Origin of the sequence: Niabella soli DSM 19437 (genome assembly GCF_000243115.2) — a bacterium.
GTDB lineage: Bacteria > Bacteroidota > Bacteroidia > Chitinophagales > Chitinophagaceae > Niabella > Niabella soli.
The window spans coordinates 1,809,413-1,823,450 of sequence record NZ_CP007035.1 but is presented as its reverse complement, the minus strand read 5'-3'; the positions used below and the strand labels follow the sequence as shown (position 1 = coordinate 1,823,450).

Sequence of the window (14,038 nt, the reverse complement as noted above, 5' to 3'; positions counted from 1 at the left end):
AACTCAAAATTTTAGGAATGCAAAGGTAATGCGGAACCAACTATTTTCCAAAAAAAAGAGCTATTATCTTTCCGGCCGGTGATTGTTAAATGCCCGGGTCGCCAACCTGCTGATTATTAATTGCTAAAGATTGCTTCTTCAGGGTCTTGCCACCGAACAGCAAAATAATTATAGCGGTAATGGCACAGAGGGCCATTACGCCGGCCATGGGAACAGCGCTGGTAGAATGAAACAGGCTCATCACCGCCGTTACAGATGCACCTACCGCCATTTGAATAAAGCCCAGCAAGGCAGAAGCGCTGCCGGCATCATTTCTAAAGGGTGCAATGGCCAGCGCCGAGGCATTAGGAAAGGTAAAGCCCTGGCAGGCCAGGAATAAGCAGCAAAGAACGATACCGCCATAAAGACCCAGCCAGTTTAAGGCGAATCCGGCAAATAATAATATGCCGGTCAGTACCTGAAAGCTCACGGCCCTGGGGATGATATCGTTACTGGAAACCCTTTTCAGGATCTGTGCATTGATCTGGGTGGCAATAATAAGGCCTGCGGCAATGATGGCAAAGATCCAGCCGTATACCCTTTCGCTTACGCCAAATATTTCCATAAACACATGGGGAGATCCTGAAATATATGCATACAAACCGGCGGCGGTAAACGCGCCGGTGAAAGTGTACACCAAAAAAGTGCTGTTCTTCATTACAGCACCGAACTTGCCCAGGATCGCTTTGGGGTAAAGGGAATAATGCGGGTCTGGCTTTTTTGATTCGGGCAACCATATGATCACCATTACGAGGATCACTGCTCCGATGCTTCCCAATACCATAAAAATGGAAGGCCAGCCAAAAGCAGCCGCAAGATAGCCGCCTACCGTAGGGGCAATAATCGGAGAAACGCCTACCACCAGCATTAATAATGAAAAAACCTTGGCGCTTTCGGTTACATCAAACAGGTCGCGGACCATGGCCCTGGAAGCCACCATTCCGACGCAGCCTCCGATGGCCTGAAGAAAGCGCAGGGCGATCAGCATTTCCACCGTTTTAACAAAAGGAGCGCTAAAAGAGGCGAGGACATATAGCACCATGCCTATGTACATCGGTTTTTTTCTTCCGTATTTATCTAAAAGCGGACCGTATAAGAGTTGCCCGATGGCAATGCCTATAAAAAACCCGGATAAGGTTAAGGCAACCCGGCTTACATTGGTGTGGAGGTCTTTTGCAATATCCGGGAACCCCGGCAGATACATATCAATAGAAAAAGGGCCAATTGCTGAAAGCAGTCCCAATATCAATAAATGAATAAACCTTTGTTTTCTCATAAAGAAGGCGCAAAGGTACGGAGTTCAGAAGGCAATTGGTTCATAGTTTATGGTTCGTGGTTCATAGCCAGGAAATCTATGAACCATGAACTACGAACTATAAACTATCTCGCTACGTTCACCGCTCGTTTTTCACGGATCACGGTCACTTTGATCTGGCCGGGGAAGGTCATTTCTGTTTGTATTTTCTGGGCGATCTCAAACGACAGTTTATCGCTATCCTGGTCGCTCACTTTATCAGATTCTACAATTACGCGCAACTCGCGCCCCGCCTGGATGGCATAAGCCTTCTCCACTCCGGGGTAGCTGGTAGCAAGGTTTTCCAGGTCCTTAATACGCTGGAGATATTGTTGCATGATCTCCCTGCGGGCACCCGGCCTGGCACCACTGATGGCATCGCAGGCCTGAACGATCGGGGAAATAACGTACTGCATTTCTGTCTCATCATGGTGCGCTGCTATTGCGTTAACCACGGCAGGATTTTCACCATATTTTTCCGCCAGCTTAGCTCCCAGTAAGGCGTGGCTTAATTCTGATTCTTCATCGGGCACTTTACCAATATCGTGCAGCAGGCCGGCACGTTTCGCCAGTTTGGGATTCAGCCCCAATTCAGCCGCCATGATGGCACAAAGGTTTGCCGTTTCCCGGCTGTGCATCAGCAGGTTCTGTCCGTAAGAAGAACGGTAGCGCATACGGCCCACCATTCTTACCAGTTCTTTATGCAGCCCGTGAATACCCAGGTCAATAACGGTACGCTCGCCAATTTCCATTACCTGCTCTTCAATCTGCTTACGGGTTTTTTCCACCACTTCTTCAATACGCGCAGGGTGAATACGGCCATCGGTAACCAGTCGCTGCAAACTTAACCGGGCAATTTCCCGGCGCAGCGGGTCAAAGCAGGAGAGGAGGATGGCCTCAGGCGTATCATCAACGATCAGATCCACACCGGTTGCGGCTTCCAAAGCACGGATATTACGGCCCTCGCGACCAATGATCTGGCCTTTTACTTCATCGCTTTCCAGGTTGAAAACGGTGATGGAGTTTTCAATAGCTTGTTCCGCGGCGGTCCGCTGGATGGTTTGAATGATGATTTTACGCGCTTCTTTATTGGCTTTTTGCTTCGCTTCGTCAATAATTTCCTGCTGGATCCCGATGGCCTGGGTTTGTGCCTCATTTTTCAGGCTTTCCACCAGTTGTGTCTTCGCTTCCTCAGCGGATAGTCCCGCTATTTTTTCCAGCCGGCGGATATGCTCTTCCTGGTGCTTTTCCAGCTCAGTACGCTTTTTATTTACCAACTCGATCTGCCGGTTCAGGTTCTCTTTAATGGCATCATTTTCTTTAACCTGCTTATCGGCGTTTGCCTCTTTCTGGCTTAGCGATTGTTCCTTTTGCTTGATACGGTTTTCGGAATCTGATATTTTGCGATTGCGCTCGTTCACTTCTTTTTCATGCGCCGCTTTTAAAGAAACAAAGCGTTCTTTTGCTTCCAGCTCTTTCTCTTTGCGGATCGTTTCCGCCTTCAGTTCAGCCTCTTTAAGGATATTTTTTGCGTTCCCTTCCGCCTCATCGATCTTTTGTTGTGTATTTTTGGCAAAAACCAGTTTGCCCGCTATAAGGCCCGCAACCAGGGCCACCACGATGTAAACAATTATTAATGGATCCATTTAATTTTTTTTGCTTTCTTTTCAGAAAAGATTCTACAATTCATTAAGCTTCAGTGCCCTGCAGGTGATTAACAGTCCTGCGGACGGGCATAGCGGCGAAGATACAAAAGCGGGAGGAAAAAATGATAAGTTTTAAAATAATGTCAATCACGGGCTAAAAGCAATAGCTCTTTTTGAAGGCAGTAAGAACGCTTGTGGTATGCTTATCGGGAAGTTAGTAGCCTCGACAGGAATCGAACCTGTATCTGGAGCTTCGGAAACTCTTATACTATCCATTGTACTACGAGGCCAATTTAATGTGATAATGTGGAAATTTGAAAATGTGCTAATGCATCCTGATTTTCAAATTATCTCAAAAAAACCGGAGCGCGAAGATAACTGTTTTCAATCATAAAACACAAACTATTGTATATGCTGGAAAAGCCCGGCAGCATTGGAAGCAAATATTTTTATGGCGATGGCCAACAATATGACGCCAAAAAATTTCCGTATGGCGATCAGGCCGCTTTTGCCCAACATTTTTGATAATTGTGCAAGCGATTTTAATACAAGGTAGATCACCAGGAGGTTGAGGAGGATGGCGATCAGGATCGTGGCTTCTTTATAATTCGCTTTTAAGGACATAATAGTGGTGAGGGTTCCGGACCCGGCGATCAGGGGGAATGCCAGCGGCACCAGGGTGGCGGCTTTTACATCATCGTCCGATTTAAAAAATTCCACGCCCAGCACCATTTCCAGTCCCAGAATAAAGATCACGATGGAGCCCGCAACGGCGAATGATTTTACGTCCAGTCCCAAAATATTTAAAATGGGCTCCCCCAGAAAAAGAAACAGGATCATCAAAGCGCCGGCAATCAGGGTGACCCTCCCTTCGCGGATGCCGCCCACTTTGTCTTTGATCGATATTAAAATAGGAATAGAGCCCACAACATCAATAATAGCAAACAGGGTGAAGGACACCGTTACGATCGCTTTGTAATTGAGTGGTTCCATTTTTTTTTGGAGCAAAGTTAATTGTTGCCGTAGAAAACAGCTAACAACGGTCCAAATCTAAATGATGAAAGCGAACCTGTGTACGGCGGGCTACCGGTGAAGGAAAGAATTTTTCAAAAAAACCGGTTGCTTTATAAGGAATGGGGTGCCGGAAAACAGGCCCTTCAAAGCAAAAACTGTGGTACTCGCCGTTTTCGCCGCAGGGGTCTGCAGTAGCAGGAAAGGAAGCAATAAGGGCGGGGGTAAGCTGCTGGCCGCAAAAACCCGCAGGCAGCATGGATTCATTGACGCAGCAGATGACCGACCGGAAACCGCTTCTGAAAAAATCGATCAGATAGGTATAGCTGTCAATATCCCAAATAGGGAACAATGCTTTAAATCCGATCTGCGCCAATTGTTGTTCCCGGTATGCCCTTAAATCCTGGAGATGAATATCGCCAAAAGCTACCGTTTCAATTCCTTTCTGACGCATCTGGAGCAATACTTTTGACAATTCTTTTTCGTAACCGTTTGTATCATTTTCGGGAACAAAAATTTTCAACAGCGGGATACCCGTTGCCTCAGATTGAGCTTCGATCAGGTGCTCCGGCGTTTCGTGCATCGCCGACCGGTGGTCTTTGTTGAAAGTGGTCAGCAGGTAGCGTACTTCATATATATCGCCCTGCCGTAGCCGGTGCAGGGTGCAGGCAGCATCTTTGCCGCCGCTCCAGCTTAACAGTATGGGGATCTTTTCCTTTTGCAGGACCATTGTTTTAATCATTAGAAGTTAAGAAATGACTGGTGCTGTCCTAATCGTGAAATGTCAAACGACAGACGTGAGCATCTCACGTCTGTCGTTTCTCTTCTGCCGATACCATATGCTATTTTACAACTAAAAGTCCTGATAGCTTTAATTATAACTGAAACCGGAAGCCCGCATTAAATGCGCGTCCCCAAACAGCGTAGCCGTAGGTTTCATAATATCGGGCATTTAAAAGATTAGTTGTTTGCGCAAATACTTTTATATGATCCTTTGCCAACTTGTATTCTGCATACAGGTCCCACAAAACATAGGATTTAAGGTCCACGTTTTCGGAGGCGAATGTTGCTGAATTATAATACAGGTCTTTACGTTTACCATAAAAATTCAGATTGGTGTTGACGCTGAAGCGTGGAGTGACCTGATAGCCTATATTAGCGCCAAAGCTGTTTTTTGCGCGTTTGAATAAATTATTAAAGGTAGTATCCTTTCCCTGGCCGTTATCAGTGGTTACTTTACCTTCTACAAAGGCGTAGAATAATTTCAATGTAAGGGGGTCGACGGGTTTTAAGGTTGCTTCTACTTCAATGCCATGGTCTTTTTGCCGGTTATAATTCGTATACACATAGTTTTGATCATAGGTAATAATGTTTTTAGTATTCCTTAAAAAGCCAACGATCCGGGCATCGGCTTTTTTATCAGCGCTGGTATATTGGAGGCCTCCTTCCAGTGTTTGTGATTGTTCGGGTTTCAGCCCGGGATTCGCGCCATAAGCGCCATACAATTCAGAAAGGTAGGGCGCTCTGAATGCCGTACCCCAGTTTGCGAATATTTTGAACTGGTTATTGATCAGGTAGGAAGGGTTTAATGTATAGGTAACCGTATTCCCGTACTTTGAGTGATGGTTCAAGCGGCCTCCGGCTTCAAAATTAAAACCGCCCAGGTTGCGCAGAAAAACCATCACATAGGGGCTGATCACCCTGATGGAGGTATCTGCAGTGTTAGGATTGGGGTTTTTCATTTCAAATTCGTCATAACGTACGCCAAACAAGGTTTGAACATATTGTTGCAGGTCCAGGTGTGCAAACAATTCCGCTGTTTTTTTAGTGCCCTTGTAACCGGAAGCGAAACTTCCCGCATAATTCCTGTTTACTTCATCATAAGAAAATAAGCCGGTGATGCTTCCATGCGTAAGGTTATACACCCCCTGGGTTCCGGCAGATAGCAGTCCCGAGGTGAAGTTATTTGTGGCCGGAACAAAAGCGCCGCCGGCAAAGCTGCCACTAAAGTAGGAATAACGGAAAAAGGGTTTTATGTGCAATTGATCGGTAACCGCCCCATCAACATCCATACTAATGGCATTTAAAAGCATCCCATTGTTGGGGAAATTTTTGGTACCTAAAGTGTCTTTTGCTTCAGCTATTCCGCGGGTTTCATTGTGCACAAAAGAAACATTGTAAGAAGAAGCGCCGAAGCTCCCATACAGTCCTGCATTGGTTTTTAGCGTATGCCGCGAACCGTAGGACAGGCCGCCATACAAATTTGCGGGTTTGCCGTTTCCTTTTTTGGTGATGATGTTGATCACTCCGGCAATGGCGTCGGATCCGTACAACGTACTTTGAGCACCTTTTAAAATTTCAATACGCTCGATGTTTTCAACCGGCAGCATGCGAAGGTCGAAGGCTCCGGAAACGCCGGTGGGATCATTTACCGGGATACCATTCAGCAGGATAACCGTATACCCGTTTGCAGCGCCGCGTATATAAATGCTTTTATCTTTTCCCATATTGCTGCCGGCCCCGTTAACAACAATAGCCGCCTGCTCATTTAAGATCTGCGCCAGATCTTTGCTGCCTTGTTTTTCTAAGTCTTCCTTTGAAATGATAGTGACGACCTTTCCGGTTTCGCTTATTTTTTTGGGAAACCGGGTGGCCGTTACCGTTACGTTGTTTAATAAAGTGGAATCGTCCTGGGCGTGCAACAGGCTACTGTACAAAACAGCAGCCACGATCAAAATCTTTTTCATTTTAAATGATTTTAAGTGACTGCCTCCGGTGGAATACTAGAAGATTTTTTAAACGCTGCAAGGATTGCGCCGCCTAAAGAACACTGCTTTTTCTCCCGAAAGCTGAATATTGTTTTAACTGAACCGGCAGGTCTTCTGGCTTCGTCCGTTTTGTTTACCTTCCCCCAACAAAAGCGCCGGAGTGGTGCACTAACAAAACATTTCTATGGACGTTACAGCTACGGGGATAGCGCCGGACTTGCACCGGCTTCCCTTTTCATCCCGCCAGTGGCGGGAAACCAAATTCGCTGCAAATGTAGGGAAGGTGATGGACTCAAGCATGAATATTTTAGTTATGAAGGTGTTTTCTGGATTAATGAATGTATCTTTTAGGCATTGTTAGCACCCGGTAATAATGGATGAAAAATATTATGGAAAACGATTTTTTAAAAGAAGATGAGGAGGATTTTGATCCACGTGATTTTTTGGATGGGTTTGAGGAAGATGAATAACCGGTAGCCCGGAGATAATAGAATTGTTTTGTTATTGCCTTTTACTTTAAATAAGAAGCTAAAAAATTTTGATGATAAGAAAAGTATACAGATTTGCTCTTAAGATCAATCCGCTATACCTGGGTGTTTTGTTGTTAATTGGAATCCTTTTTATTAATATAATTTTTGCAATTATCGAGGCAGGGGCGATACAAAACGGCTATGTACAGCCGTCCGGTAACAAACGAAATGAGTCGCTCATTTTCCAGGGGGTATTAGCTGTAATTCTTGCTCCAATTATTGAAACGTTTCTTTTTCAAAAGTTAATTATTCATTCAATAAAAAGCTACTTTAAAAAAAATAATATAAACGCCATCTTCATTTCCTCTGTTTTCTTTGGCTTACTGCATTATGACTCCTTTACCCGTATGTTTAGAGCTTTTTTTGTTGGGCTTGTATTAGGCTTTTTTTATACAATCTTATCTAAGAAGAACAATCACCCGTTTACAGGAACTTGTCTCTTACATGCAGGGTGGAATGTTTTGGCTGTATTATTGTCAATAGTTTTAAAATAAACTGCTATTGGTTGTTGTATACGACCTCCGGGGAATTTGAAAAAGATCAGCTTCGTTTTAACTAATCGCTTTTATTTCCAATCACCCGTACATTTGCAAATATGAAAAAATGGATAACATCCGGCATGCTGCTGTTTATGATGGCGATACAAGGTCTCGCCCAGGAAAAATGGAGCCTGGAACAATGCGTTACCTATGCTATTAAAAATAATGTATCTGTAAAACAGGCTGATATACAGGCCCGTATAGACCGGCTAACCCTGGAGCAAAGCAAGCTGGCGTTATATCCCACTGCCAATTCCCAGCACAGCGGAGGCTACCAGTTCGGACGTTCCATCGATCCTACTTCTAACCAGTTTACCACCAATGAGATCCTGTTTGCGAATCATTCGTTAAACCTGAATGCCGACCTGTTCAACTGGTTCCGCAAAAAAAACACGGTTGCCGCTAATGATTATACCTACCAGGCCAGTGCGGCGCGCTTTGAAAAGGCCCGCAATGATATTTCCCTCAATGTGGCCAATGGCTACCTGGCGGCACTGCTGTCCGGCGAACAAATTCATGTGGCGGAGGTGCAGGTACAGCAATCCCGCGAGCAGCGGGACAATGTCAAAAAGCAGGTAGATGCCGGGGCTTTGCCCGAGTTAAACCTGGCCGAGATGGAAACTCAACTGGCAAACGACAGTTCCACGCTGATTGGCGCAAAGGCTGATTTTAAACTAAAATTATTACAACTGCAGGCCCTGTTAAACCTGGACGCGGCCGTGCCCTTTACTATTGCGGCGCCTCCGGTGGAGAGCGTTCCGGTATTGCCTTTGAGTGAGCTGGAACCCGATGTCGTTTATAATTCAGCATTACAGAATCTTCCCCAGCAACGGATCAATGAGCTGAATGTAAAAGCCGCGCAGCGAAATGTGCTGGCGGCTAAAGCGGTCTTATACCCATCGCTGAGCTTTTTCGGCGGCCTGGATACAAGGTATTCGAATGCTCAAAAGTTGTTGCCGGCGAACTTCCAGCCGGCCGCAGTGCCCATAGGGTTTGTGAACGTTAATGGAACGAACTATGTTGTAAATACCCAGGAAAACATTCCCACCGGCTTTAATAAAAACACCTATTTCCGCCAGTTAAGTAATAATTTTAGTCAAAACCTGGGACTGGCATTAAATATTCCCATTTTTAACGGGGGGCAGGCGCGGATCAACTGGAAAAAATCAAAACTGAATGTAACCTTGCAGGAGCTGCAAAAAGAGCAGGATGCTCAATCGCTGAAACAGGATATTTACCAGGCGCATACCAATGCTGTTGCGGCCATTGAAAAATTTAACGCATCTAAAATTGCGTTGGCGTCCGCGCAGCAAGCTTATGATTTTGCCCGCAAGCGTTTTGAGGTGGGCTTGTTGAAACCTATTGATTTAATCACCAATCAGAACAACCTGTTTAAAACCAAGATCAATCTCCTTGCTGCGCAATATGATTATGTTTTTAAAATGAAGCTGCTGGAGTTTTATAAAGGAATGGGCATTCAGCTCCATAATTAACCGCCCGGAGCTTTAAATTTGCATTATGAGTAAGAAATGGAAAAGGATACTGATCATAGCGGGATGCGTTGCAGGCCTGCTGATCGCGTTTTCCTTGCTGTCTAATAAAGACGCCGGTGTTATAAAGGTATCTGCAGAAAAAGCGGCCGTGCGTTCTATTACGGAAACCGTTACTGCCAGCGGACAGGTATACCCTGAGTATGCAGTGAAGATTAGTCCGGATGTAAGCGGTGAGATCACCGATCTGAATGTACAGGAAGGCGATAGCGTGCGTAAAGGGCAGGTGTTGGCAAGGGTGTATGCAGACAATTACGCGCTGGACCGCGATGAAGCGTCTGCCCGTTTGGGCCAGTCGCAGGCAAATGTGGAGAACAGTAAGGCGGCGTTGGGGGTGCAAAAAGCGGCGCTGGATAAAGCCCAGCAGGCCTTCGATCGCAATAAAAGACTATTTGATGACAGAGTGATATCAAAAGCGGAATTTGAACAATATGAATCTGATTATATAGCCGCCAAAGCGAATTACAATGCGAGCCTGCAAAACATACGCAGCCTGCAGGCTGGGATGCGGTCGTCCCAAACGGGTTTGGTTGCTGCCAATAAAGTATTGGGAAGAGCTACCATTGTTTCGCCCATCAGTGGCACCATATCTTCCTTAAAAGTAGAGAAAGGCGAACGGGTGGTGGGCACGGCGCAGATGGCCGGAACGGAGATGATGACGGTGGCGGATATGAACACCATGGAGGTTCGGGTAAATGTTGGCGAAAATGATATTGTTAAAGTGAGCATTGGCGATAACGCCGATATAGAGGTTGATGCTTATACCGGAAGGAAATTTGCCGGAGTGGTCACCAAGATCGCCAGCAGTGTGAAGTCCGCCAGCGGCACCGGGGCATCGACCAGTACTACCAATGATGTAACGAATTATGAAGTGCGTATCCGGATTGATAAAGAATCGTACCAGGATCTGCTTGATCCGGCTCACCCGCGGCGCTTCCCGTTTCGCCCGGGAATGAATGCCAGCGCAGATATAAAAACCAAGCGAAAAGATAATGTAGTAAGCGTGCCTATTGCTGCGGTAAATGCCCGCGTAAAAGGCAGCGATAAAAGTTTAACGGATTCAAAAAAAGAAGCGCAGGAGCAGCAAGGAAAAAATACCAATGCACCAGATGAAAACAATAAAACCGGGGATATGGAGGAAGTGGTGTACCTGGTAATGAAAGATGGCGTGGTAAAGAAACGGATTGTAAAAACCGGGATACAGGATATTAACTATATTGAAATTACCGATGGGCTGAAAGCCGGAGATGAAGTGGTTACCGGACCCTACAGCGCCGTGAGCCAAACCTTAAAAGATGATGCAAAGGTGAGGGTGGTGCCAAAGGATGAGTTGTTTAAGGTAAAGTAGGTGGCAGCACAAACGGTTTAGCCCTTGTTGGTGTTGCGTGTAGGTTAGAAGCCCGGCAAAAACACCGACAAATGGTGCTGTCGGTGTTTCTCCCGTGCGCACTGCTACGCTCAACATTGGCAAAGGCGAAAGAAAGGCGAAAAAGTTAGTTTTGAGATCGGGTGTCATGCATACATTTGTAAACAATCAAATTATATGAAGAAGCCCATTCACCAGGGGAAAAACGTAGCGAGGTTCAGAGAAATGCTGAACCTCAAGGCCGAAGCGTTTGCTTATCAACTCGGTACGGGATGGGCCCCCACGGAAATATCTTTGCTTGAACAAAAGGAAATTATTGAAGAGCCTTTATTGAAACGGATTGCCGAAATATTAAAGATCCCTGTTGAAATGATTAAGCATTACGATGAAAAACAAGAAATAAATATTATTTCAAATGATTCAGGCAAAGGTGAAATTAAATTCCCCAACTTTCATGATACCGGGAAGAACTGAATGAGAAGATAGTCTCGTTTTTCTTCCTACTGATTTTCCGTCTTCCCGCTTTTCCGGTCCGAAAATACTTTTGGTTTCTTACGGTGGTTATTTCCTTACCACCAATACCCACTCGTTTTCTAAAAGCAGGTAACCAAAATCATAACAAAAAAAATAGGTCCGGCCGTCCTTAGTCCGGTATTGATTGGTGCTGTACTTAAACTGGAACCCTGCCGATTGTAATTTACTGCGCTGTATTTTGATATTCTTATCGCCCTCCTTTAAATGCCCCGAAAGGAGCTGCCTGTTTTTACGCAGGGCATTGTTGACGTTGCGGATGAGGTTTGTTGCATTTCCTTTCTGCGCATTGTTATAATTGTTGCGGCAATAATCATCACAGAATTTCTTATCAGACCGGCCCTTAACCGGCTTATGACAAAAAAGACATTTTTTGGGGGATGAGGGAGGTGTTGGCATATTCAATTGGTTTTCTGCATACAAGATACGAATTATCCGACAACAAACGTTTACAAACGCTTACATCCGTAAGTAAACGTTTAAAAACCGACTAAGGCCTTTTTGCGACCCCAATTTTGAATTGTTGAATCGGAGGGACGATTCAGTTGGGATAAACAAATTTTTTAGCCGTCCGCCACGTCAGTCTGAAAGATTCCTGCCGAATGACCGGATTTGGCGGGGTGGGCACAAAACCTAAGTTATGTACGCATTAAAAAACAAAGTTCAGTTGATCGGGAACCTGGGAAACAACCCGGAAGTTAAAGCCACCGTAAATGGTAAAAAAATGGCCCGTTTTTCTATCGCTACCAGTGAAACCTATAAGAACGCCAATGGGGAGCGGGTAACAGAAACACAATGGCATAACCTGGTTGCCTGGGGAAAGGTTGCGGATATTGTTGGTAAATATCTTGAAAAAGGCCGTGAAGTGGCTATTGAAGGAAAATTGATCCACCGCCAGTACGAAGACAAGAATGGTCAGAAACAGTACATTACCGAAGTTCAGGTTCAGGAACTGCTATTGCTTTCGGGCGGGCAAAAGAATGCTATGGATTAAACCGGAAAGGTCGTTGCTAACCTATGCCGCTCCAGTACGGGGCGGTTTTTTTATGTGCAATAAAAACACCCGGAATGAGGAATCCCGGGCGTTCATCGATCAGATGTGTTTTATAGAATGTTTACTTCCTGTGCCGGCTTTGTTGTTTCCGGATTTTTAGTAAGTGTTACTTTTAGCACGCCCTCTTCATAAACGGCGTTCACATTATCGGTAAGCACTTTGTTGTTCAGTTTAAAAGATCGTTCAAAAGGACCGGCCTGATGTTCCTGGTAAATATACCTTGCATCATTACCCGGCTCATTGAGCGCGTACCTGATGGTAAGTACTTCGTCATGGATTGAAATTTTAAAATGCTCTTTTTTCAATCCCGCGGCATATAACGCTACGATGTAGGCAGCATCCGTTTCTTCAATATTAACCGCTTTCCGGTTGTTCATGAATTGATGCAGTTTATGCCCCCAGGGATTGCCTTCGCTGAATTTTCTTCCCCAGAATCCGCCGCATTGTTTGAAGTGTTTGCCGAATGGAGATTGTGCTGACTCGTTGATCGGTTGATTTGTATACATGATTCTTTGTTTTTAGTGTGAAATAAATAGTATTAATTGATTGGGATGATGGCTATGCCGGAGCGCTGCTCTTTGCCGAACACGGGTTGCAGGGCTGTAGCACCATCCAATGAGTGATAATAAGCCGGCTGGTCTAATGGCATTCCATTATTCATCATCCATTTTGTCCGGGCTTTTGAGATGATTTTACCGGCGATAAAAACGATAACACCTATCGCTATTACGAGTATCAATAGCCGGAAAACAAGGAAAAGTACAAAGGACGCTAATCCGACCAACGCCGCCAGTACCGCCAGCCGCGGGAGCATAAATAAAAATTTCTGTTTCATTTTTTTTGTTTTATATGTTTAAAAAGGTTCTTACTAATGAAGACGGGGTGCGGTCTGTTTTACTCTAAAAAAACTTTTTATTTTTCGATCGATGCAAAAAACTATCCTGTTATCACCCCCGGGAGGGAACTAATAGTTTATTTTAAAAGTCCGGACAACTTAGCTGGCAAAATGCAGTCTAATGACTAATTTAGAAGAAAAAATGCTTCAGAATCGCGTTGATCCCCGTGGCACATTGATCGTTACACCCGCCAGAGGGCACTGGATGGGCAACCGCGGCCGGATCCATGATGAGAAAAAAGAGATCGTTCGTTCCTTCAGGTTGAAGGCCTGGATCACCTGTTTGCTTGCATTCAAAGGACGGCGGAGAGCAGTGATGGCACCCAACCGGTACACGGAATTGTTTTTTCTTGACGAGGCAACGGCCTTTGCAGCGGGCCATCGTCCCTGTTTTGAATGCCGGAGGAACGATTACGAACGGTTTAAACTGTTTTGGCTGAAAGGCAATACGGACAAGGGGTTTGATGAAAGAACCTCGATAAAAGAGATCGATAAGGTGCTGCACGAAGAACGCATCACAAAGGATGGGGTCAAACAAACTTATAAGGAACAATTTAAAAATTTGCCAGACGGGGCATTTATCTTAGTTCGGGAACAACCCTTTTTGGTAACTGACGGAAGCGTCTTCGAATGGTCGCCTTATGGATATAAAGAGTCGGACTTTATACCCGGCCAGGAACGTGTTACCGTGTTGACACCCCGCTCGATCGTCAAGGCATTTAAAGCAGGCTACCGCCCGCAGGTGCATGAAAGCTGTTTGGTTCATATAACTGATCAATAAAACTTTTTGCCTGTTGCGCCGGAGACGGCTGGGT

General features: G+C 45.3%; 14 protein-coding genes, 1 tRNA gene and 1 riboswitch. Of the genes, 6 read left to right on the top strand and 9 right to left on the bottom strand.

The annotated features are described in order from the left end of the window. Positions 1 to 85 precede the first annotated feature (85 nt). The 6 genes from NIASO_RS07695 to NIASO_RS07670 form a co-directional block, all read right to left on the bottom strand. A complete protein-coding gene (locus NIASO_RS07695) occupies positions 86 to 1,315 on the bottom strand; it encodes a multidrug effflux MFS transporter (RefSeq protein WP_008584640.1) in 1,230 nt (409 codons plus the stop codon). Between the two features lie 104 nt (positions 1,316 to 1,419). Next, positions 1,420 to 2,979 (bottom strand): ribonuclease Y, encoded by a 1,560-nt coding sequence (gene rny / locus NIASO_RS07690; RefSeq protein WP_008584642.1) that lies wholly within the window; start codon positions 2,977 to 2,979, stop codon positions 1,420 to 1,422. Positions 2,980 to 3,197: 218 nt separating this feature from the next. Then, a tRNA-Arg gene (locus NIASO_RS07685) sits at positions 3,198 to 3,269 on the bottom strand. Between the two features lie 112 nt (positions 3,270 to 3,381). Continuing rightward, complete coding sequence (locus NIASO_RS07680) at positions 3,382 to 3,972, bottom strand: MarC family protein (RefSeq protein ID WP_008584644.1); 591 nt, start codon at positions 3,970 to 3,972, stop codon at positions 3,382 to 3,384. 40 nt (positions 3,973 to 4,012) lie between these two features. Further along, complete coding sequence (locus tag NIASO_RS07675; RefSeq protein WP_245605245.1) at positions 4,013 to 4,732, bottom strand: Dph6-related ATP pyrophosphatase; 720 nt, start codon at positions 4,730 to 4,732, stop codon at positions 4,013 to 4,015. Between the two features lie 133 nt (positions 4,733 to 4,865). After that, positions 4,866 to 6,737: a TonB-dependent receptor plug domain-containing protein gene (locus NIASO_RS07670; protein WP_008584647.1), complete on the bottom strand. Its 1,872-nt coding sequence runs from the start codon at positions 6,735 to 6,737 to the stop codon at positions 4,866 to 4,868. 108 nt (positions 6,738 to 6,845) lie between these two features. Continuing rightward, positions 6,846 to 7,035: riboswitch (cobalamin riboswitch) on the bottom strand. Positions 7,036 to 7,299: 264 nt separating this feature from the next. Between NIASO_RS07670 and NIASO_RS19635 the strand changes: the two genes are divergently transcribed. From NIASO_RS19635 to NIASO_RS07645, 4 genes are all read left to right on the top strand, one after another. After that, entirely contained in the window at positions 7,300 to 7,782 is a 483-nt protein-coding gene (locus NIASO_RS19635; RefSeq protein ID WP_008584652.1) for a CPBP family intramembrane glutamic endopeptidase, read from the top strand. Between the two features lie 101 nt (positions 7,783 to 7,883). After that, on the top strand, positions 7,884 to 9,320 hold the full coding sequence (locus NIASO_RS07655) for a TolC family protein (protein WP_025298795.1): 1,437 nt from the start codon (positions 7,884 to 7,886) through the stop codon (positions 9,318 to 9,320). Between the two features lie 25 nt (positions 9,321 to 9,345). Then, on the top strand, positions 9,346 to 10,725 hold the full coding sequence (locus NIASO_RS07650) for an efflux RND transporter periplasmic adaptor subunit (protein WP_008584656.1): 1,380 nt from the start codon (positions 9,346 to 9,348) through the stop codon (positions 10,723 to 10,725). Between the two features lie 195 nt (positions 10,726 to 10,920). After that, positions 10,921 to 11,217, top strand: a complete 297-nt coding sequence (locus tag NIASO_RS07645; protein ID WP_008584658.1) for a helix-turn-helix domain-containing protein — start codon at positions 10,921 to 10,923, stop codon at positions 11,215 to 11,217. Between the two features lie 87 nt (positions 11,218 to 11,304). Here NIASO_RS07645 and NIASO_RS07640 read toward each other — a convergent pair whose 3' ends face one another. Beyond that, the gene (locus NIASO_RS07640; protein ID WP_008584659.1) at positions 11,305 to 11,673 is read right to left on the bottom strand and encodes a hypothetical protein; all 369 of its coding nucleotides are present in this window, start codon (positions 11,671 to 11,673) and stop codon (positions 11,305 to 11,307) included. Positions 11,674 to 11,914: 241 nt separating this feature from the next. Here NIASO_RS07640 and NIASO_RS07635 point away from each other — a divergent pair, with 241 nt between their 5' ends. Beyond that, complete coding sequence (locus tag NIASO_RS07635) at positions 11,915 to 12,268, top strand: single-stranded DNA-binding protein (RefSeq protein WP_008584661.1); 354 nt, start codon at positions 11,915 to 11,917, stop codon at positions 12,266 to 12,268. A gap of 110 nt (positions 12,269 to 12,378) precedes the next feature. Here the strand turns inward: NIASO_RS07635 and NIASO_RS07630 are convergent, their stop codons facing one another. Together NIASO_RS07630 and NIASO_RS07625 are read right to left on the bottom strand one after the other, a co-directional pair. Next, on the bottom strand, positions 12,379 to 12,834 hold the full coding sequence (locus NIASO_RS07630; RefSeq protein WP_008584662.1) for an Hsp20/alpha crystallin family protein: 456 nt from the start codon (positions 12,832 to 12,834) through the stop codon (positions 12,379 to 12,381). Between the two features lie 32 nt (positions 12,835 to 12,866). Further along, entirely contained in the window at positions 12,867 to 13,163 is a 297-nt protein-coding gene (locus tag NIASO_RS07625; RefSeq protein ID WP_008584664.1) for a hypothetical protein, read from the bottom strand. Positions 13,164 to 13,344: 181 nt separating this feature from the next. Between NIASO_RS07625 and NIASO_RS07620 the strand changes: the two genes are divergently transcribed. After that, positions 13,345 to 14,004 carry a hypothetical protein gene (locus tag NIASO_RS07620; protein ID WP_008584668.1) on the top strand — a complete coding sequence of 220 codons (660 nt, stop codon included), beginning with the start codon at positions 13,345 to 13,347 and terminating at the stop codon, positions 14,002 to 14,004. Positions 14,005 to 14,038 lie beyond the last annotated feature (34 nt).